The 19,764-nt window shown below is 72.3% G+C and carries 18 protein-coding genes; 6 read left to right on the top strand and 12 right to left on the bottom strand.

Annotated elements, in window-relative coordinates:
• Positions 1-58: 58 nt before the first annotated feature.
• From OHA37_RS21535 to OHA37_RS21505, 7 genes are all read right to left on the bottom strand, one after another.
• Positions 59-754, bottom strand: coding sequence for a hypothetical protein (locus tag OHA37_RS21535; RefSeq protein ID WP_266907636.1), 696 nt, complete (start codon positions 752-754; stop codon positions 59-61).
• Between the two features lie 136 nt (positions 755-890).
• A complete protein-coding gene (locus OHA37_RS21530) occupies positions 891-1,436 on the bottom strand; it encodes a hypothetical protein (protein ID WP_266907634.1) in 546 nt (181 codons plus the stop codon).
• On the bottom strand, positions 1,433-1,960 hold the full coding sequence (locus OHA37_RS21525) for a SigE family RNA polymerase sigma factor (protein WP_266907632.1): 528 nt from the start codon (positions 1,958-1,960) through the stop codon (positions 1,433-1,435). Before OHA37_RS21525 ends, OHA37_RS21530 begins: the two co-directional genes overlap by 4 nt.
• A gap of 284 nt (positions 1,961-2,244) precedes the next feature.
• The gene (locus tag OHA37_RS21520) at positions 2,245-2,751 is read right to left on the bottom strand and encodes an ATP-binding protein (RefSeq protein ID WP_266907630.1); all 507 of its coding nucleotides are present in this window, start codon (positions 2,749-2,751) and stop codon (positions 2,245-2,247) included.
• Positions 2,752-3,100: 349 nt separating this feature from the next.
• Entirely contained in the window at positions 3,101-4,042 is a 942-nt protein-coding gene (locus OHA37_RS21515) for an acyl-CoA dehydrogenase family protein (protein WP_266907627.1), read from the bottom strand.
• Between the two features lie 7 nt (positions 4,043-4,049).
• Positions 4,050-5,204, bottom strand: coding sequence for an acyl-CoA dehydrogenase (locus OHA37_RS21510; protein ID WP_266907625.1), 1,155 nt, complete (start codon positions 5,202-5,204; stop codon positions 4,050-4,052).
• 5 nt (positions 5,205-5,209) lie between these two features.
• A complete protein-coding gene (locus OHA37_RS21505; protein WP_266912971.1) occupies positions 5,210-6,421 on the bottom strand; it encodes an amidohydrolase family protein in 1,212 nt (403 codons plus the stop codon).
• A gap of 186 nt (positions 6,422-6,607) precedes the next feature.
• On the opposite strand from OHA37_RS21505, the gene OHA37_RS21500 reads away from it, so the two are divergent.
• Entirely contained in the window at positions 6,608-8,179 is a 1,572-nt protein-coding gene (locus tag OHA37_RS21500) for a class I adenylate-forming enzyme family protein (RefSeq protein ID WP_266907623.1), read from the top strand.
• Between the two features lie 115 nt (positions 8,180-8,294).
• On the opposite strand, the gene OHA37_RS21495 is transcribed toward OHA37_RS21500, so the two are convergent.
• Complete coding sequence (locus tag OHA37_RS21495) at positions 8,295-8,822, bottom strand: EF-hand domain-containing protein (protein ID WP_266907621.1); 528 nt, start codon at positions 8,820-8,822, stop codon at positions 8,295-8,297.
• A 319-nt stretch (positions 8,823-9,141) separates the two neighbouring features.
• On the opposite strand from OHA37_RS21495, the gene OHA37_RS21490 reads away from it, so the two are divergent.
• Positions 9,142-9,720, top strand: coding sequence for a sigma factor (locus OHA37_RS21490; protein ID WP_266907619.1), 579 nt, complete (start codon positions 9,142-9,144; stop codon positions 9,718-9,720).
• The gene (locus OHA37_RS21485; RefSeq protein WP_266907617.1) at positions 9,717-11,069 is read left to right on the top strand and encodes a maleylpyruvate isomerase N-terminal domain-containing protein; all 1,353 of its coding nucleotides are present in this window, start codon (positions 9,717-9,719) and stop codon (positions 11,067-11,069) included. The genes OHA37_RS21490 and OHA37_RS21485 overlap by 4 nt, the downstream gene beginning before the upstream one ends.
• Positions 11,070-11,102: 33 nt before the next feature.
• Here OHA37_RS21485 and purU read toward each other — a convergent pair whose 3' ends face one another.
• The gene (gene purU, locus OHA37_RS21480) at positions 11,103-11,978 is read right to left on the bottom strand and encodes a formyltetrahydrofolate deformylase (protein ID WP_266907615.1); all 876 of its coding nucleotides are present in this window, start codon (positions 11,976-11,978) and stop codon (positions 11,103-11,105) included.
• Positions 11,979-11,997: 19 nt separating this feature from the next.
• A complete protein-coding gene (locus tag OHA37_RS21475; protein WP_266912969.1) occupies positions 11,998-12,444 on the bottom strand; it encodes an SCO4402 family protein in 447 nt (148 codons plus the stop codon).
• A 232-nt stretch (positions 12,445-12,676) separates the two neighbouring features.
• On the opposite strand from OHA37_RS21475, the gene OHA37_RS21470 reads away from it, so the two are divergent.
• Positions 12,677-14,020 (top strand): ABC transporter substrate-binding protein, encoded by a 1,344-nt coding sequence (locus tag OHA37_RS21470; RefSeq protein ID WP_266907613.1) that lies wholly within the window; start codon positions 12,677-12,679, stop codon positions 14,018-14,020.
• Positions 14,021-14,075: 55 nt separating this feature from the next.
• Here the strand turns inward: OHA37_RS21470 and OHA37_RS21465 are convergent, their stop codons facing one another.
• Positions 14,076-15,440 (bottom strand): hypothetical protein, encoded by a 1,365-nt coding sequence (locus OHA37_RS21465; protein WP_323182351.1) that lies wholly within the window; start codon positions 15,438-15,440, stop codon positions 14,076-14,078.
• Positions 15,441-15,636: 196 nt separating this feature from the next.
• On the opposite strand from OHA37_RS21465, the gene OHA37_RS21460 reads away from it, so the two are divergent.
• The gene (locus tag OHA37_RS21460; RefSeq protein ID WP_266907611.1) at positions 15,637-17,373 is read left to right on the top strand and encodes a hypothetical protein; all 1,737 of its coding nucleotides are present in this window, start codon (positions 15,637-15,639) and stop codon (positions 17,371-17,373) included.
• Between the two features lie 87 nt (positions 17,374-17,460).
• Here OHA37_RS21460 and OHA37_RS21455 read toward each other — a convergent pair whose 3' ends face one another.
• Positions 17,461-18,840, bottom strand: coding sequence for a transcriptional regulator (locus tag OHA37_RS21455; RefSeq protein ID WP_266907609.1), 1,380 nt, complete (start codon positions 18,838-18,840; stop codon positions 17,461-17,463).
• 219 nt (positions 18,841-19,059) lie between these two features.
• Here OHA37_RS21455 and OHA37_RS21450 point away from each other — a divergent pair, with 219 nt between their 5' ends.
• On the top strand, positions 19,060-19,740 hold the full coding sequence (locus OHA37_RS21450; protein WP_266907607.1) for a bifunctional DNA primase/polymerase: 681 nt from the start codon (positions 19,060-19,062) through the stop codon (positions 19,738-19,740).
• The last annotated feature ends 24 nt before the right edge of the window (positions 19,741-19,764 follow it).

Here is a 19,764-nt window from a genome sequence, read left to right as displayed (position 1 = left end):
AAGGGCGGTGGCCCCGGACCCTCACGGGTCCGCGACCACCGCCCTTCACGCCCTACGGTCAGCCCTTGGCGCAGATCACGTCGTACGGGCGGCCCACCGCCATGGTCAGCCGCATCGGCTCGGTGGTCCCGGACGGGCACTCGGCCTTCGTCTTGACCAGACCGAGCACCTTGTACGTGCCCGAACCGCCCGAGGCGCACGGCACTTCCTGGGCCTGGTCGGTCACGCAGTCGCCCTGCACCAGCTGGCCGCCGCCGGCGCCCGCGTCACCGGGGTGCTCGCCGGTCAGGTTGCGGCCGCAGACGGTGTTGGTGGGGATGCCGCCCGACTTGGCGGAACCGTAGGTCATGCTCACCTGGATCATCAGATCGGTGCCGGGCGGGCACTGGATCGCCCCCGGCAGGATGCTGGCGTCCTTGATGTCGATCGCCTTGAAGGTGGCACCGGACGCCGAGCACTTCTGCGGCCGGTAGCCGTCCGGCTTGTTGTCCGGGTCGGGGCCGCCGCAATCTCCCACCGCCCACGTGCTCGACGTGTCGGAGGAGGACTCCGGGTTCCCGGGGTCCTTGGACGAATTGCCCGGGGCCGACGCGGAGGCCGAGGGCTTGGCGTCGTTCCCGCCGCCGCCTTCGCCGAGCCACTGGGAGGCTCCGTAGATGCCTGCGGCGACCAGAACGAGTGCGAGGAATCCGGGGAGTCTGCTCCCACGGCGCCTCGGGGCGGGCGGAGGCGTCACCTCGTACGGGTTTGCCATGCGCTTCTCCTGTGATGAGGGTGGGGGCCTTCGGGACGGGACGACGCACCCCCGAGCAGAGATACGTCATGTACACCTCATGATTCCACGCGCACCACGAGCCCCCGACCCCGGGCCGGAACGCACACGGAGACGCTCAGCGGCAGGGCGGCGGTTCTACCGCCAGGGGGCGGAAGGTGACCGCGAGGTCCGGGCCGCGGCGGACGAAGCGCGCCTCGACCTCCGAGACGAGCACCATCGTGCCGGCCGTGTACGCGTCCGTCCTGAGGCCCGCGTCCAGGGCCTCCTCGGGCACCTCCGGCTCGGCGCGCCACCAGCGGCCGCCGAACTTCGTGTACCGGATCCCGCAGTGCACGTACAGCGCGTGCGGGTACGGGACCCCGAGCGCCGGGTCGCCCTGATCGGCCGGCTCCGTCGCCTCGGCCTGCGCGCTCGGCGGCGGCGCGGACGCGGCGGGCGGGGCCGGCATCCGGGCCCCGTCGCCGGGCGCCCACTGCGGGACGAGGACGGCCAGCACCGCGACGGCCGCCGCCAGCCCGGCACCGGCCGCCCTGCGGCGCCCGCGGATCCGGGCGGCCGCCCGGACGGCGGCCTGCGGCGTGGGGGCGGCGAGCGGCGCCGCCGGGGAGTCCGCCAGCGCGTGCAGGGCGCGGCGCAGCTCTTCTTCGGGGAACCCGTTCATCGAACCTCCGCCTCAGTCGTACCGGCGCCCGGCCAGAGGTCGGGGCGGGCCCGCAAGCGGGTCAGGGCCCGCGCGGCCAGGCTGGTCACCGTGCCGTTCGGACAGCCCAGGATCTCCGCCGTCTGCTCGACCGTCAGGTCCTGGTAGTAGCGCAGCACCAGTACGGCCCGCTGGCGCCGCGGCAGGCTGAGCAGGGCGCGTTCGAGCAGGTCCGTGGCGGCGACCGCCTCGGCGGCGGGCTCGACGGAGCCGCCCGCGGCGTCGGGCACGGCCGCGTGGGGCAGCTCGTGGTGCCAGCGCCTGCGACGCCAGGTGCAGTAGGTGGTGACCATGACCTTGTGCGCGTAGCCGATCGGTGCGTCGTACCGGCCCGCGCGGGCCCAGCGGTCGTAGACCTTGGCCAGGGTCACCTGCACCAGGTCCTGCCCCAGATGCCAGTCGCCCGTCAGCAGCCTCGCGGTGCGGAGCAACGGGAGTCCCGCTGCCGCGACGAACTCCGCAAACGTTTCTTCGGATGGCTCCACCCGGCCACACCCCCTCACCCTCAAGACGACCCGGGGGCGCGGTCGCATTGCACGACAGGGGCACCAACTTCAGGGTGGCGCTGTTGCCATCGGCGGACGGAGTCGCGCGTCAAAAAGGATTGGTTCTGCGGGTGGCGGCGGCGCGCATGCACGCCCCGAGCGCGGCACGGCGGCCGCCACCCCACGACCCGCACTCGTCAAGGCAGGACTGACCCTTGGCGTCCCCTCGCGACGAATCGTTCAACACAAGAGTGATCACCAGTTGACGAACCGTCAACACCTCGTTAGAGGTACACGTGCGGTTCCCGGATCGCGCCGTGGATTTCCGGCCCGCCCGCGGCGTCCTCCGCGGTCTTCCCCGCAGCCTTCTCGGCGGCCTTCTCCGCGATCCCCTCCGCGAGCTTCTCGGCGCGGTCGATCTCGCACCAGATCCGCTTCCCGGCGCCCTCGCGCTGCCAGCCCCAGCGGTCCGCCAGTCCGTCCACGAGCTCCAGCCCGCGGCCGCCCGTATCGTCCCCGGCGGCCTGCCGCGGGGACGGCGCCCGGTCGCTCGCGTCCGCGACCTCCACCCGCACTCCCGGCTCCCCGAAGAGCATGCGCAGCACGGCCGGACAGCCGGTGTGGACGACGGCGTTGGTGACCAGCTCGGAGATCAGCAGGATCAGCGTCTCGGCGAGCGGCTCGTCATCCCCTATGCCGCAGCCCGCGAGCCGTGAGCGGGCCCATCGGCGGGCCCGGCCGACCTCGGCGGGGTCCGGTCCTACCTCCAGCTGAACCTGAAGCACCTGCACCGCTCACACCATCCGAACCGGCGGACACTTCGCCTCGCGACAGGACGGGGTCACCGAGTGTGACCCCCTTGCGGAGCAGCATGGTTGACATACAGTCACCACAACAAGCGCTTCGGGCATATTCCAGCGTGAAGGAGTAAGCGTGGTGCATACTGTGCGGCGCTCGCGCCGCTCAACCGCTCGCATTCCCGGGAGCGTACCGGAGCAGCCCCCCGCCTCCGGGCCGCAATGAGGCGGGCGAAGGACACAAACCGATATCAACTCTCCGTAATCGGACATGCGTCCCGCGCCGTCCCTCCCGCACCCCTCCGTCACAGCGAGCGAGCAGGCGGCCGGGCAGCCGACCGCCCTACTCCACCGCCGCCAGCAGCTCCGCCGCCAGCGCCTCCTCCGCCTGCGCCGCGGTCCGCCACTGCTCCGCCCGCACCCACGCCCGCTTCAGGTGCAGGTGCACGTCCGCCTCCCAGGTGAAGCCCATCCCGCCGTGCACCTGCAGACAGTCCCGGGCGTTGCGCACGGCGGCCTCGTCGGCCAGCAGCTTGGCCGCGGCCACCTCCGCCGGACCGGCCGTCACGGCGGCCGCGTAGACCGCCGTACGGGCCACCTCGGCCCGCACCAGCATCTGCGCGCACAGGTGCTTCACCGCCTGGAACGCCCCGATCGGCTGCCCGAACTGTTCGCGCTCCTTGGCGTACTGCACCGCCAGCTCCACCGTGCGCAGCGCGCTGCCGAGCTGCAGCGCCGCCGTCAGCAGCGCCCCCGCGTCCCGGTAGGCACCGGCCGCCACCGGCTGCCCCGGCAGGGAGACCCGGGCCAGCGGGGTCAGCGGGTCCGCGGAGCGCACCGGCTCCCCGGCGTAGTTCCAGCCGGCCGGGTCGACCGGTTCCCCGTCCGCGCCGAGCACCGCGTCCGCCTCGCCGAGGTGGGCCACCAGCGGGCCCTCCAGGTCGAAGGCCGTCACCACCGCCTCCCCCTCCGCGGCCCCCGCGACCAGCCCGGCGGCCAGGTGGGTGGCGACCAGCGGTCCCGGCAACAGCGCCCGCCCGGCCTCCTCGAAGACGAGCACGGCCTCCGGCAGCCCGAGCCCTACCCCGCCCTCGTCCTCCGGGAGCCGCAGCGAGAAGAACCCGGCCTCGCCGAGCTCCCGCCACAGATCCCGGTCCACGGACCGGCCGGTGAGGTCGGCCCGGTCGACCGAGGCCCGCAGCTCCTCGCGCCCGTACCGGCCCGCCAGGAGGTCCCGTACGCCTGCCCGCAGGTCCCGCTGGTCCTGCGTCGGCTGGAAGTCCACGGAACGCTCACCTGCCCTTCGGAAGGCCGAGGATCCGCTCGGCCACGATGTTCTGCTGGATCTGCGAGGTGCCCGCCGCGATCGTGTACGAGAGCGAGGAGAGCCGGTCCAGGGTCCACTCCTCGTCCAGCGAGAGGGCCTCGGCCCCCAGCACCTCGGCGGCCGTGTCGTAGAGCTCCTGGCGCGCGTGCGAGTACGCCAGCTTGAAGACGCTGCCGCCGATGCCCGGGACCCCGCCCGAGCGCTCGGACTCGCTGACGTTCCACTGGGTGAGCCGCCACAGGGCGCCGAACTCCCCGTACAGGCGGCCCAGCCGGCGCCGCAGCACCGGGTCGTCCCAGCGGCCGTTCGCCTTCGCGGTGCGCGCCAGCTCGCCCAGGGTGCGCCGGCAGGCGACGACCTCGCCGACGAAGGCGGTGCCGCGCTCGAAGGACAGGGTCACCATCGTGACCCGCCAGCCGTCGTTCTCCGCGCCGACCCGGTTGGCGACCGGCACCCGTACCTCGTCGAGGAACATCTCCGCGAACTCCGTGGAGCCGGCCAGCGTGCGCAGCGGCCGGATCGTCACCCCGGGGGCGTCCATCGGCATGGCCAGCCAGGAGATCCCCCGGTGCTTGGGGGCCTCCCCGTCGGTGCGCACGAGCAGCTCGCACCAGTCGGCGACCTCCGCGTGCGAGGTCCATATCTTCGATCCGGTGATCACGTACTCGTCGCCGTCGCGGACGGCCCGGGTGCGCAGCGAGGCCAGGTCGGAGCCCGCGTCCGGCTCGCTGAAGCCCTGGCACCACACCTCGTCACCGCGCAGGACGGGCGGCAGCCAGCGCGCGCGCTGCTCCGCGGTGCCCTCGGCGGCGATGGTCGGGCCGGCGTGCAGCAGCCCGACGAAGTTCGCGCCGACGTACGGGGCTCCCGCGCGCTCCGTCTCCTCCAGGAAGATCAGGTGCTGCGTGGGAGTGGCCCCGCGGCCGCCCGCGTCCACCGGCCAGTGCAGTCCGGCGTACCCGGCGTCGTACAGCCTGCGCTGCCAGCCCGCGTCGTAGGCGCGGCGGCCCGGCCAGTCGTCGGGCGAGGGCTTGGCCGGCAGCCCGGGGAGCTCCTCGGCGAGCCAGGCCCGCAGCCGGGCCCGGAACTCCCGCTCCTCCTCGGTGTAGGTGAGGTCCACTGCGCCTACCGTCCCGTCCGCCGGTCCTTGTCGAAGTCAAGACCGAGCATACGGATGGCATTTCCGCGCATCAGCTTGTACACGGTTTCCTCGTCGAGACCCTTGACGTGGTCGAGGGCGACCTCCTTGGTGTGCGGGAAGGTCGAGTCCACGTGCGGGTAGTCGGTTTCGAAGGTGGCGTTGTCGCGGCCGACGACGTCCAGCGAGGCGATCCCGTGCTTGTCGCGGAAGAAGCAGCAGAACATCTGCCGGTAGTAGTACGTGGACGGCGGCTCGGGGATCAGGTCCTTGACCCCGCCCCAGGCGCGGTGCTCCTGCCACACGTCGTCGGCGCGCTCCAGGGCGTACGGGATCCATCCCATCTGGCCCTCGCTGTACGCCAGTTTCAGCGTCGGGAACTTGACGAGCACCCCGCTGAACAGGAAGTCCATCATCGAGGCCATGGCGTTGTTGAAGCTGAGCGCGGCCTGCACGGCGGGCGGGGCGTCGGGGGAGGCGGCGGGCATTTGGGAGCTGGACCCGATGTGCATGTTGACGACGGTGCCGGTCTCCTGGCAGACGGCGAAGAAGGGGTCCCAGTAGCCGGAGTGGATGGACGGCAGGCCGAGATGGGTCGGGATCTCGGAGAAGGTCACCGCCCGCACCCCGCGTGCGGCGTTGCGCCGGATCTCGGCGACGGCCAGGTCGATGTCCCAGAGCGGGATGATGCAGAGCGGGATGAGCCGGCCGCCGCTGTCCCCGCACCACTCCTCGACCATCCAGTCGTTGTAGGCGCGCACGCAGGCCAGGGCGACCTCCTTGTCGTGCGCCTCGGCGAAGGTCTGCCCGCAGAAGCGCGGGAAGGTCGGGAAGCAGAGCGAGGCCTCGACGTGGTTGAGGTCCATGTCGAGCAGCCGTGCCTTGGGGTCCCAGCAGCCGCGCCGCATCTCCTCGCGGGTGATGCCCTCCAGGGTCATGTCGTCGCGGTCGAAGCCGACGGCGGCGATGTTGCGCTTGTACGGGAACTTCAGGTCCTCGTAGATCCACCAGTCGGTGGGAGGGCCGTCGGGGTCCATGGTGATCACGTACTTGCCGCCGGTGTAGGCGAGTTCGCCGATGCCGGCCGTGAGCGCCTTGGGCCCGCGGTCGCGGTACTTGGCGGGCAGCCAGACGTCGAAGAGGTGGGCCGGTTCGATGACGTGGTCGTCGACGCTGATGATCCGAGGCAGTTCCATGATGTCCCCTCGCCGCATGCCGAATGGCTCCGTCGCCCCGATCCGCCGCTCGGGCAAATCTGATGGGGCGTCAGAAATCTGGAACCAAGCTAGCTCCCCGCCTCTGGACCGACAAGCGTCCGCGCCCTACGCTCTGCGCTTGATCTGACTATCCGTCAGGTCATGTCGGCCAGGGGAGGTCGGTCCGGGATGACGGACAGCACCGCAGTCGAACTCAGCCGGTCCCGCACGCTCTGGGACCTGATCACCCGCCGGGCCGCCATGACCCCCGACGCACCCGTCCTCATCGAGGCCGCCGACGGCCCCGCCGCCAACCGGGCCACCGACCGCCGGCTGACCTTCGCGGAGCTGCGCGACCGCTCCGAGCAGGTCGCGGCCGGCCTCTACGGCATGGGCGTGCGCCCCGGCACGGTGGTCGCCTGGCAGCTCCCCACCCGCATCGAAACCGTGCTCCTCTCCGTGGCCCTCGCCCGGATCGGCGCCGTCCAGACCCCCGTCATCCCCTTCTACCGGGACCGCGAGGTCGGCTTCGCCCTGCGCGAGTCGAAGGCGGAGTTCTTCGCCGTCCCCGGTGTCTGGCGCGGCTTCGACCACACGGCGATGGCCCACCGCCTCGGCGCGCACGGCGTCTTCGAGGCGTACGAGTCCCTGCCCACCGGCGACCCCGCGGTGCTGCCCCCGCCCCCCGAGGAGGGCGTCTCGGTCCGGTGGATCTACTGGACCTCGGGCACCACCTCCGACCCCAAGGGCGTCCTGCACACGGACCGCTCCCTCATCGCGGGCGGCTCCTGCCTGGCCCACGCCCTGCACCTGTCACCGGACGACGTCGGCTCGATGGCCTTCCCGTTCGCCCACATCGCCGGACCCGACTACACGGTGATGCTGCTGCTCTACGGGTTCCCGGCGGTCCTCTTCGAGAAGTTCGCGATGCCCGACGCCCTCGACGGCTACCGCCGGCACGGGGTCACGGTCGCCGGCGGCTCCACGGCCTTCTACTCGATGTTCCTCACCGAACAGCGCAAGGACCCGGGCACCAAACTCATCCCCACCCTCCGCCTCCTCGCGGGCGGCGGCGCCCCCAAGCCCCCGGAGATCTACCACGCGGTCGTCCGCGAGCTGGGCTGCCAGCTCACCCACGGCTACGGCATGACCGAGGTCCCCATGATCACGATGGGCGCCCCGGACGACACCGCGGAGAACCTCGCCACCACGGAGGGCCGGCCCCCCGAGGGCATGTCCATCCGCATCACGACCCCGGAAGGCACGCTCCTCCCGCCGGACACCGACGGGGAGGTCCGGCTGCGCGGGGAGGCGGTCTGCCAGGGGTATCTCGGCAGGGAGCGGAACGATGTGAACGCAGCGGTCTTCGACGCCGACGGCTACCTGATCACCGGCGACCTCGGCCACCTCACCAAGGACGGCTACCTGGTCCTGACGGGCCGCAGCAAGGACGTCATCATCCGCAAGGGCGAGAACATCTCGGCGAAGGAGATCGAGGACCTGCTCCACCGGTTGCCCGCCGTGGCCGACGTGGCCGTCATAGGCCTGCCCGACCCGGAACGCGGCGAACGCGTCTGCGCCGTCGTCGAACAGCCCCCGGGCGCGGCCCCGCTGACCCTCGCCGAGGTGACCTCGCACCTCCGCACGGAGGGCCTCTCCACCCACAAGCTCCCGGAACAACTGGAACTGGTCGAGGCCCTGCCCCGCAACGACGCCCTGCGCAAGGTCCTCAAGTACAAGCTCCGCGAACGCTTCGCGTAGCGGGCGAGGGCGGCTCGCGCGCGCGGCGGGGCACACGGCTCACGGCGCGGCGGGGCTGCGGGAGTCCGCCCCGCCGCCCTGCTTCCGCTCCGCCCCGGTTCCGCCCCGGCAGGGGCTACGCGTCCGGAGCCGCCACCCCGCAGTAGCCGGCGAAGGCCGCCAGGATCTCGTCCTCGGAGATGCGGCCGTCGCCGTCCGCGTCCAGGGCCGTCGCGAGCGGACCCGCCAGCTCCTCCGCGGTGCCCAGCACGCGCAGGACGCGCGCCGTCGCCGCAGGGGTCGCGCCGGGGACGGCGTCGCCGGCGGGGCTCGCCACCGCGATGACCGCCCGCAGGAACGGCCGCGCGATCTCCGCGAACCGGTGCGGGTTGTCCCGCAGCCGCTTCGCCGCGCCCGTGACGAACTCCTCGCGGGACACCCGCTGGTCCCCGTCCACGTCCGCGATGCCGGCCATGCCCTGCCAGAAGGCCTCCGCCCCGGCGAACACGGCCTGGCCCCTGTCGGACCTGGCCGCCACGGCGAATTCGGCCAGGACCGCCTTGGCCGCCGTACTGAAGTCCTCCCGGTCGATATACCCGGACCCGTCCTGGTCGAAGGTGGCGAATCGGGCGGCGATCTTGCGCTCGTACTCTGCGCTGTCCATGTTCGGCGTTCCGCCTTCACGTGTGCGGTGGGGTCAGTTCCAGACAGGACGGAGCGTAAGGCCTACGTGGCCTGCGCGTTAAGCGAAGCGGGCAAGGAGGTGGCCGCATCGAACCAGCGCACGAGGAGCGCGACGGGGCGCGTACGCCTGTGCGCATGTGCCGGGCCGCACCTCCCCGTTCACGCCGTGCTACGCCCCTATCACGCAGGGCGCACCTCCGGGACGAGGTTCTGGCAAAACGGGCGCGAACCGCTGCATGCCCACTACATTCGAGTGGTCGACACACGGCTGCGAAACCGGGAAGCCGGCTGGGGGCACGATGCCGAAGGACGCACCACCGCGCTGGGACCGCCGCATGCAACAACGCCTGGCCCGCGGCGAGGCCGCCGCGCTCGGAGAGCTGTACGACCGCTTCGCCTCGCTCGTGCACGGCCTCGCCCACCGGGTCCTCGGCGAAGAGAAGGCCGCCGACCGGGTCACCCGCGAGGTCTTCGGCTACATCTGGGAGAACCCGGACGCCTACGACCCCAAACAGGGCTCCATGCGCTCCTGGGTCGCCCGCATCACCCAGGGGCAGGCCGTGGCCCGCCTGCGCCAGGCAGAACTGGGCAACGGATCCCGCGAGGAACTGGAACAGAAGGTGCGCAGCGCCAACGCGGCGGCCCGCGCCGACTTCATCGTCACCTCCATGCCCGCACCCCTGCGGGCAGCGCTCGAACTCGCCTACTTCAAGCGCCGCGACTACCGCCAGGCCGCCGCCGACCTGCAGATCAGCGAGGACGAGGCCCGGCGCCGGCTGCGCCTGGGCCTGCAACTCCTGTCCACGGCCAACGCCGTCCCGCGCGACGACACGGTCCCGCCCGGGTACGGCCCCTCCGGATTCGGAACCACGCGATGACGATCCCGCCGAGCCCCTTCGGCGAAGAAGACGGCGAAGAGTACGAGCGGCCCCCGAACCGCGGCGGCCCGGCGCGCATACCGGGCCCGCGCGGAGCGGCCGACGACCTCGCCGACCTCGATGACCTCGTCGACCTCAACGACCTCGACGACTCGCAGCACATGGAGTACCCGGACATCACCGGCTCCCCCGCCGTACCGGCGCCCGCCGAGCCCGAGCCCGACCCCGAGCCGGTCCCGGCCGCGCCGCCGCCCACCCACGCCGTACTGAAGTCCCTCCTCGGCGCCTGGGCCCTGGCGGCCTGCTCCGCGGAGGAGACCCAGGCCGTCGAGGACCACCTCACCGAGTGCGCGCCCTGCGCCGAGGAAGCGCTGCGGCTGCGCGACGCCGTGGGGCTGCTGCACCCTGAGGAGACCCTCGACCTCAAGCCGCTGCTGCGCTCGCGCGTGCTGGAGGACTGCCTCGGCAAGCGCCCGGCCCGCATCCCGGTCCCGGCGTGGGCGAGCCCGTACGACACCGAGACGGCCCGGCTGGACGCCCTGCTGCGGGACTTCGGGGACTCGGAGTGGCACACCCCGGTCCGGCTGAAGTGGTTCGAGGAGGAGCGCCGCCAGACCCGCCGGACCACGGTGGCCGGGGTCATCGGGCACCTGCTGGCGGTGGACGGCCTCGTGGCGGCCGCGCTGGGCCTGGACGACCCCCTGGGCCGCGAAGCGTCGGCGGGCACCCCGGCCGAGCGCACGGAGCGGTTCTGGGAGGACTCCCCGTACCCGACCACCCGCCGGGTCCGCGAGCCGTGGCGGGAGCAGGGCCACACCCTGGTCCGTACGGTCTCCTTCGCGGGCCGCGGCGTGGCCGAACTGGACGTGGAGTACGGCGCCTTCGCCCTGCCCCTCGGGGACGCCTTCCTGGAGCGGGCCTTCGAGTGCTGGGTCCACGCCGTGGACATCGCGGAGGCGGTGGACTACCCGTACGGGCCGCCGTCCGCGCCCCACCTGAACCGGATGATCGACCTGGCGGCCCGGCTCCTGCCGGCGGCCCTGGCCGGGCGCCGGCGGGCGGGGCTGGCGGCGCCGCCGCGCGGGCTGGTCGCGGCGGGGGCGCCGGGCCGGACCTTGCACCTGGAGATCGAGGGTGCGGGAGGCGGCGGCTGGGACATCGCCCTGGACTCCCCCGCGGCGAAGCCCTCACCGGACCACACGGTGGCCCGGATCGCCCTGGACGGCACCGAGTTCTGCCAGCTCGCCGCGGGCCACATCTCCCCGGAGGAGGCCGCGGTCGGCCAGGACGGCGACCGCGAGGCCATCCGCGACGTCCTCTTCGCGGCGGCCTCGCTCAGCCGGATGTAGGGCGCCCGCCCTGCCGGCCATGACGTCCGGCGGTTACGTGAAGACGACCGTCCGGGTCCCGTTCAGCAGGACCCGGTGCTCGCTGTGCCACTTCACGGCCCGCGCCAGCGCCTGGCACTCCACGTCCCGCCCGATCGCCACCAGCTGGTCCGGGGTGACCTCGTGCCCCACCCGCTCGACCTCCTGCTCGATGATCGGGCCCTCGTCCAGATCCGCCGTCACGTAGTGCGCGGTCGCACCGATCAGCTTCACGCCCCGCGCGTGCGCCTGGTGGTACGGCTTCGCGCCCTTGAAGCTCGGCAGGAACGAGTGGTGGATGTTGATGATCCGCCCGCTCAGCTCCTTGCAGAGGGTGTCCGACAGCACCTGCATGTACCGCGCGAGGACCACGAGGTCGACCTCCTCGGCCCGGACCAGCTCCAGCAGCTGCGCCTCCGCGGCCGCCTTCGTGTCCTTCGTCACCGGGATGTGCACGAACGGGACCCCGTACGAGCCGACCAGCTCCTCGAAGTCGGTGTGGTTCGACACCACCGCCGCGATCTCCACCGGCAGCGCGCCGATCCGGTGGCGGAAGAGCAGGTCGTTGAGGCAGTGCCCGAACTTCGACACCATCAGCACGATCCGCATGCGCTCGTCGGAGCGGTGGATCTGCCAGTCCATCCGGAAGGAGTCGCCGATCGCGGCGAAGCTGGCCCGCAGCTTCTCCACCGTCACCGGAGCGTCGGCCGCGAAGTGGACCCGCATGAAGAAGAGACCGGTGTCGCGGTCGCCGAACTGCTGACTGTCCTCGATGTTGCACCCGGTCATGAACAGATAGCTGGACACGGCGTGCACGATGCCCTGCTTGTCCGGGCATGAGAGGGTCAGTACGTACTGCTGCGGGGCCTGGGGCTGCGGGTCGTCGCTCATGACCCCACAGCCTTCCACATCACACCGCGCGCGTGAGGATCCTCAGGACGTCCAGTGAGCGCGGCCGCGCGTCCGGATCGTCCGCGTCCGCCGTCGCCAGCCGTACGTGGGCTTCGCGCGCGGCCCGCACCGCCTCCGGCCAGGCGTGGTGCTCCAGGTAGCCGGAGACCGGGGCGTCGGGGCCTATCTGGTGCATGATCCGCAGCACGCGCAGTACGGCGAGGTCCACCAGGGCCGCTTCCTGCGAGTCGCGGAAGATCGTGCCGACGTACTTCTCCGCGGACCAGCTGTCGAGCCAGGTGTCCTCGACGAGGCGGTACACGGCGTCGGTGACGTCCCCGTACCCCTCGGCGCCGGCCAGCCAGGTGTCCTCTTGGAACGCGGGGTCGGAGAGCATGTGCAGCGCCGAGCGCACGTTGCTGCGCCAGCGCCACCACGGCATGTCGTTGAGGGGCATGCCGCCCATGGTGGAGGAGCGGCCGCCGCGGCGGGAAGAGTTCTTCGAACCTTGGGCGAATGTCACGCTTTCGATCGTACGTTCCCGTACGGCGTGATCTTGAGGCGCCCGGACCCCCCGGAAACCGGCCCGACCGGTGCTCACTCAGCGTATGGGCGACACCCGTAATTCACCTCGTCGTCACCCCATGTTGCGTACACCTCGCACTTCAGTTACCCCGGGCGCGGAATGGTGCATGCACATGACCACCCGGCGACGCGCAGCATCACTCTCCCGCTCCTTTCTGGCCCGGACCGCGGCCGTGGCGACGGGCGCGTGTCTCGTCGCCGGCTGCGGGGTGCTCCCCGGGGGCTCGGGGGGCCCCGGGGGCGCCGACACCCTCACCGTCATGACCTTCGCTCCCCAGGACTCCAGCGCGACCAACATGCCGGGCATGCCGGGCATGGCCAAGGCCTACGAGCGCTGGGTCAACTCCAAGGGCGGCATCAACGGCCGCAAACTCCGCGTCCTGACCTGCAACGAGCGCAACACGCCCACCGGCGCCGCCGACTGCGCCCGCAAGGCGGTCGCCGAGAAGGCCGTCGCCGTCATCGGCTCCTACAGCCAGCACGGACGGGCCTTCCTGGCCCCGCTGGAAGCCGAGGGCATCCCCTTCATCGGCGGCTACGGGGTCTCCTCCACCGAGTTCCAGTCCCCGCTCTCCTTCCCCGTCAACGGCGGCCAGCCCGTCCTCATGGCCGGAGCCGGCCACCAGCTGGGGCGCACCTGCGCCAAGGTCGCCCTGGTCCGCCCCGACACCCTCGCCGGCGATTCCCTGCCCATCCAGCTCAACGCCGGCCTCAAGGCCAACCAGATGCCCGAGGCCAGCGACATCCGGGCCGCCGAGGACGCCGCGGACCTCTTCGTCCAGGCCAACGAGGCACTGGCGGCCTCCTCCTCCGGGACCTCCGGGAAGGGCGGCGCCTCCTCGGCGAAGGACGGGAAGGACGGGAAGGAGAAGGGGTGCGTGGCCGCCGTCCTCGGCGCCCGCACCGAGACCTTCTTCGACGCCTTCCGCCGCGCCGACTCCCAGAACCGCAAGCCGCAGGTCTCCTCGGTGCTGGGCTCGGTCAGCCAGGCCCTGGTCGACCGGACGGGCGGCAAGGAGAGCCCCTTCGAGGGCGCGTACGTCACGAGCTGGTACCCGGTCGGCTCCGATCCCCTGTGGACGCAGATGCGCAACGTCATCTCCGACCACGCCTTCGGCGACAACGCCGTGGACCCCGACGACAGCGGCGCGCAGACCACCTGGATCGCGTACACGGTGTTCAGCGAGATGGTGAAGCGGTTCAAGGAGGACGAGAAGCTCACCGGCCGCTCCCTGACGCGCAAGCTCAACCAGTCCGACCCCGTCCAGACCGGCGGCCTGACCCCCGACCTCAGCTGGCGCTACGAGGACATGCGCGCCGTCGCCGGCTTCCCCCGCATGGTCAACTGCCGGGTCACCTTCCAGGTCGTCCAGCAGGGCCGCCTGATGGCCCAGCCGGGCGGCGAGCCGTCCATGGACATGACCAAGACCCTGGAAATGGCGCCCCGTTCGAGCTAGTCCGCCTCTTTCGGGGACCGGGCTTGGAGCCGGCTCTTGTCAGAGCCGGCTCCTGTCAGAGCTGGCTCTTGTCACGCTTGGTGAGGTCGTACTTGGCCGCGATGGAGTTCCACAGGCCCGCCGCGGTCTCCTTCGCCCTGGTGGCGTCGCCGCTCGCCTTGTTGCCCTCGGAGGCGTTGCGGGTCGCCTTGGCCTTGCCGTCCTTGCACTTGTCGCCGTCGGACTTCATGTCGTCCGCCCAGGCCGCGTAGCTGTTGTCGGCCTCGGCGGAGGACTTCCACGCCTTGGTGAGGGCCGCGGTCAGCTTCGCGTTGTTCGGGAGCTTGTCCACCTTGAGCTCCTGGAGCCGGGTCACCAGCTCCTCGCGCTGGCGGGCCGCGTCGCGCAGATCGGTGGCCGCCTGGTCCAGGTTGGTGCAGCCCTTGATGTCCTCGACGGCCTTGATCACCGATGCCCGGCTGTCGTTGCTGTCCGCGAGGAGCTTGTCGAGCTGCACCGCCTGCGGCTGCGCGGCATCCAGCGGGGTCTCGCCGCTCTCCGCCGCGGAGCTGCCGGGGGTGGGGGTGGCCGCCACGGCGGCCGGGTCGTTGTTCTGCGCCTTGCCGTCACCGAGCAGCGCACCGACCCCGAGCCCGACGACGGCCAGGCCGATGACGACGGCGCCGATGATCGCGGGCGACACCCTGCGGGCGGCGGCGGGCGGCTCCTCCTGGTAGTACGGCGGCTGCTGCTGGTACTGCTGCGGCGGCGGCGCGTACTGCTGGTGCTGGGGCTGCTGCGCGTACTGCTGTTGTTGCTGGTGCTGCTGTTGCTGCGGGTGGGGGCGGCGCGGCGGCTGCTGCTGGCGCACCGGCTCCTGGATGGGGGGCAGCAGCTGCGTGTCCCCCCGGAACATCCCGTCGAACCCGGCGGCGGGATCGGCGGGCGCGGCCGGGACCGGCGCGATGTACTGCGTCGCGGCCTCGTCGTACGAGGGAGCGGCGGGGACCGGCGCGATGTACTGGGTGGCCGCCTCACCGTGCGCGGGGGCCGCGGGAACCGGCGGTATGTACTGGGTGGCCGCTTCGCCGTACGCGGGGGCCGGGGGGACGGGCGCGATGTACTGCGTCGCCGCCTCCTCGTGCGCGGGGGCAGCGGGCACCGGCGGAATGTACTGGGTGGCGGCCTCCGGCAGCGGCGGGTAGCCGTAGCCGTGCGGGTCGCCGGGGCCCTCGTAGCCGGGGCCGACCACGTGACCCTGCGGATAGCCGTAGCCGTAGTCGGGGCCGCCGGGTGCGGGGTAGCCGTAGGCGGGCGGGCCTTGCGGGTACTCCTGCTCCCCGCCGGGCTGCGCGGGCGGCTCCGTCGGCGGCTGCGCGGGCACGGGCGGCCCCCACGGCACGCCTCCCTGCGGGCTGGCGCCCTGTCCGCTCTCCGTCACCGGGACTCCCTCTCCGACCTGTCCGCGTTTACGGAACCGTCGGCTCACGCTACCGGCCCCGGGCAAGTGTGCCAGTCCCGGCCTCGTGGCCAACGGTGTTCGCAGCACGAACCGGAGCCGGAACCCGTACAACCCCCGGGGCGGCTCGGCGGTCAAAAGCGTGCAGTCGATCACATGTGACGCACGGGGGATTCCGGTGAACAGTTTCAAGAGGACCATGACGGCCGTCGGTACGGTAGTCGTGATCGCGGCCGCGGGGGCGGTAGCAGCCCCTGCCGCCACCGCCGCGCCCGTCGGCACCCCGGGGGCGTCCTCCCCGTCGGCCGTGCCGGCCGAGCAGCGGGCGGCCCTGGAGGCGGCCCCGGGGACGAAGGCCGCGGACAGCTCAGTGGCGAGTGCGAGCCTCTCTCAGCGCGCGAACCGTGAGTTCATCGTCTTCCTCCTCGCCGGTGACCACGACAACACCACCCCGGTCCGGGTCGAAGTGCGCAGGGCGGGCAGCGACAAGGTCGTGGCCGTGGTGGACAAGCTCACGCACTACTACGAGCAGGGCGGCGATTCCCAAGAGCCCGGCCACACGTGGTACCAGGGCGACGATCAGCCGCTCGTCCTGGACGACATGACGGACTACGAAATGGACGTGTACGCCAAGGACAGTGCGGGCAAGGAAGTGAGCCGGCGCAACGCCGGACGCGCCACCTACGCGGTCGACGCCAGGATCGAAGCGAAGTCCACCCAGCAGGAGTTCTCGCTGGACGACCTCGACACCCAGGTCACCGGCTCTGTCACTGCCATCCACCCCCGCACGGGGGAGCGGCTGCCGCTGGCGGGTGCGATGGTCCGCGCCCAGCTCGGTCTGGGCCAGGCCGATGTGGCGTCCGACGCCCAGGGGCGCTTCACCACCACCGTCGCCGCCCGCGGCAACGAGATGCTGTCGTCCGCCTCCGTGACCCTGGCGAGCGGCGACACCGAGGTGCCCGCGACGGCCCCGGCCAAGATCCGGCCCCAGAAGGCCACGCTGACGATGTCCTCGACAGCGCCCCTCACCGCGCGGTACGGGATGACCGTGCCCGTACGCGGCACGCTCACCCGCCTCGCGGACGACGGTACGGTCAAGCCCGCCGCCGGCCGCCGCGTGGCTGCGGTGGAGTGGGCCGCGGCGGCCCGATACGCGAGCACCTCGGCGGGAGCGGACGGCAGTTACACGGTCTCGCCGAAGATCCTCAGGGCCGGCTCCTGGAACGTGTCCGTCAACGACAGCTGGCTGCTGGGGGACGGTACGCGCACCGCGACCGTCGCGAAGGTCACCCACACGACCAAGGTCGTCGAGGAGAAGCTGGTCACCCAGGACAAGTACGGGCGGCTGACCATCAGCGGCAAGGTTCTCGTCGACGGCTACACCACCCAGCAGGCCCCGGTCGAGATCCAGTTCAAGAACGCGTCGGGATGGTGGAGCACCAGTCGGTCGTCGGTAGTGCCCTACAACCAGACCTTCACCGTGACGATCAACCCGCCGGCCACCTGGACTCCCGTCGAGTGGCGGGTGCTCACTCCGGGCACCACCAACATCGGCCCCAGCACCGGCACCCAGGTGATCCGCCCGACGCGCACCAGGACCTGGCTCACCGACGAGCGCTTCGGGCCGGCCCCCGTCGCCAAGGGACAGCAGCTGTACGTCTCCGCGGTCCTGAAGACCTCCATCTCCCCCGCGGCGCTCGGGCCCTACGCCGGCCAGAAGGTCCGTTACTACTTCCGGCCCGACGGCTCCACCGCCTGGAAGGAGATGGGCACCTCCGTCTCCCTCGCCAACGGCGCCGTGGGCAAGAAGTTCACCGCCGAGACCAGCGGCACCTGGCGCATCCGCTTCGTCGACCCCGACGCGACCCACCTCGTCGCGAACGGCGACGAAGGCCGCATCGTCGTCACCGGCTGAACCGGCTGAACCGGCTGAACCGGCTGAACCGCCTGACACGACTGGACCGGCCGACCCCGCCGCCCCGGAACCCCCGGGCCGGCGGGGTCAGCCGACCGGCTCCAGCCGGGCCGTGAACTCCCGGGCCGCCGGTTCCTCCCGGTACGGGTCCAGGCGGGTGCGGAAGTCCTCCAAATAGGCCGTGCCCCGGTGGGAGCGGATGCCCGACAGGAGGTCCGAAGCCTGCGCCGCCGTCTGGCAGGCGGCTTCCACCTCGCGCTGCTGCACCCGCGCCGCCGCCAGCAGGAACAGGCCGATCGCCCGGCGCCGCGCCTTGCCCGCCGGGAGGTCCCGCAGGGCCTCCTCCGCGCGTTTCGCCGCCGCGTCGGCCTGCCCCAGATCCCGGTGGCAGTGCGCCAGTTCGTCCGCGAGGTACGCCCCGTCGAAGTGCCGGATCCACTCCGGGTCGTCCCCCGATTCCGGCTCCGCCCGCTCCAGCGCGGTCACCGCCCGCGAGGACAGCACCGCCGTCGACCGCGCGTCACCGAGCAGCGCGTGCCCGCGCGCCTCCGCCGCGTAGAACATCGCCTCCACCCGGGGGGTGACCTGGCCCCGCGTGCCCTCCTGTGCGGCTCTCGCCAGCTGCGCGATCTCCCTCGGGTTGCCCAGTTCGGCCGCCAGGTGGCTCATCGACGCCGCCAGGACGTAGCCCCCGTACGCCCGGTCGCCGGCCGCCTGCGCGAGTCGTAGGGCCTGGATGTAGTAGCGCTGGGCCAGGCCCGGCTGGCCGGTGTCCACCGCCATGTAGCCGGCCAGCTCCGTGAGTCGGGCGACCGCCGCGAACAGGGCCCGGCCGACCGGCTCCCGGTACGAGCCGCCGATCAGGCCGGAGACCACCGAGTTGAGGTAGTGCACGACCACCGGGCGCACGTGCCCGCTGCCGAAGCGGTGGTCGAGGTCCTTCAGCGCCTGCGTGGTCGCCCGTACGGCCTCCACGTCCGACATCCCGACCCGTGAGCCGCCGCTGCGCGCCACTTGCGCGTCGGCGCCGGTGATCAGCCAGTCGCGGCTCGGCTCGACCAGCGCCGAGGAGGCCACGCTCGCCCCCGACAGGAAGTCGCGCCGGCCCACGTCGCTCCGCCACAACTCGCTGACCTGCTCGATCGCTCCGATGACGGTCGGGGAGAACTGCAGGCCGACGCCCGAGGCGAGGTTCTTGCCGTTGGCCATGCCGATCTCGTCGATGGTGACGGTCCGGCCGAGCTTGCGGCCCAGCGCCTCGGCGATGATCCCCGGGGCCCGGCCGCGCGGCTGCTGGCCGCGCAGCCAGCGGGCCACCGAGGTCTTGTCGTAGCGGAGGTCGAGGCCGTGCTCGGCCCCGCACATGTTGACGCGCCGGGCGAGCCCGGCATTGGAGCACCCGGCTTCCTGGATGAGCGCCTGCAGCCGTTCGTTCGGCTGGCGGGCGACGAGAGGCCTGGCTGCCATGAAAACCCCCAGAGACGCGGGTGATCGTTCGAATGATCACTTCCCGCCTGATGTGCGGGGAATCTTCCCCATTGCGTCCTGTCGCTACCCACCTCCGGCGCCCCGGCCTCCTACGCGCCCCCCGCGATGCACCGATGCGCCCCGCATGCAGGATCGATGCTCCCGAGCCCGGCCGGTTTACGCCCGTAACCCCCGGTGACCGCAAGAGTTGTGTTGCACGTGGAAGAGACCATCGGAGTCACGGAGACCGCGCCCATCCCCCTGCAGCGCAGTGAGCCGCTGCTGGACCATGCCGTGCGGTACACGGAAGAACGGCACTGGGATGTCTTCGCCGGCACCTGGCTGGAGTCCGGCGACGGGCGGGAACGGTGCTCGTGCGGGGCCGAGGACTGCCCGGCGCCCGGCGCGCACGCCGCGGGGAAGGACTGGGCCTCGCAGGCCTCGGGCAGCGCCGTGCAGGTCAGGCGGCTCTGGGGGAAGAACCCGAAGGCCGCCATCCTGCTGCCCACCGGCCGGACCTTCGACGCCCTCGACGTCCCGGACGCGGCCGGCTTCCTGGCGCTGGCCCGGCTCCAGCGGATGCAGCGCACCCTCGGACCGGTGATCGCCAACCCGGCGGGGCGGATGCTGTTCTTCGTCCTGCCCGGCGCCGGCGCCAAGGTGCCCGACCTGCTGCGCAAGATCGGCTGGCAGCCCGCCCAACTCGACCTGACCGCGCGCGGCGAGGGCGAGTACGTGCCCGCGCCGCCGACCCGCATCGGCGGACGCGGTTCGGTGCAGTGGGCGCAGCCGCCGACGGCCGCGAACCGGTGGCTGCCGGACGTGGAGGAGCTGATCGACGCCCTGGCCTACGCGTGCGGCCGCGAGGCGGCGGCGGAACGGGCCCGCCGCACGGCGTGATTCCCTGCTCCACCCGTCCTCTCC

The sequence above is a fragment of the Streptomyces sp. NBC_00335 genome (genome assembly GCF_036127095.1).
Taxonomy (GTDB): domain Bacteria; phylum Actinomycetota; class Actinomycetes; order Streptomycetales; family Streptomycetaceae; genus Streptomyces.
Note: the sequence above shows the minus strand (reverse complement) of the source record. Positions and strands in the feature narration are given on the sequence as shown.

Excerpts from the sequence above, each read along its gene's own strand:
- OHA37_RS21455 (WP_266907609.1), bottom strand. The coding sequence starts at position 18,840 with ATGGCAGCCAGGCCTCTCGTCGCCCGCCAGCCGAACGAACGGCTGCAG.
- purU (WP_266907615.1), bottom strand. The coding sequence starts at position 11,978 with ATGAGCGACGACCCGCAGCCCCAGGCCCCGCAGCAGTACGTACTGACC.
- OHA37_RS21530 (WP_266907634.1), bottom strand. The coding sequence starts at position 1,436 with ATGAACGGGTTCCCCGAAGAAGAGCTGCGCCGCGCCCTGCACGCGCTG.
- OHA37_RS21485 (WP_266907617.1), top strand. The coding sequence starts at position 9,717 with ATGACGATCCCGCCGAGCCCCTTCGGCGAAGAAGACGGCGAAGAGTAC.
- OHA37_RS21495 (WP_266907621.1), bottom strand. The coding sequence starts at position 8,822 with ATGGACAGCGCAGAGTACGAGCGCAAGATCGCCGCCCGATTCGCCACC.
- OHA37_RS21475 (WP_266912969.1), bottom strand. The coding sequence starts at position 12,444 with ATGGGCGGCATGCCCCTCAACGACATGCCGTGGTGGCGCTGGCGCAGC.
- OHA37_RS21470 (WP_266907613.1), top strand. The coding sequence starts at position 12,677 with ATGACCACCCGGCGACGCGCAGCATCACTCTCCCGCTCCTTTCTGGCC.
- OHA37_RS21535 (WP_266907636.1), bottom strand. The coding sequence starts at position 754 with ATGGCAAACCCGTACGAGGTGACGCCTCCGCCCGCCCCGAGGCGCCGT.
- OHA37_RS21490 (WP_266907619.1), top strand. The coding sequence starts at position 9,142 with ATGCCGAAGGACGCACCACCGCGCTGGGACCGCCGCATGCAACAACGC.
- OHA37_RS21500 (WP_266907623.1), top strand. The coding sequence starts at position 6,608 with ATGACGGACAGCACCGCAGTCGAACTCAGCCGGTCCCGCACGCTCTGG.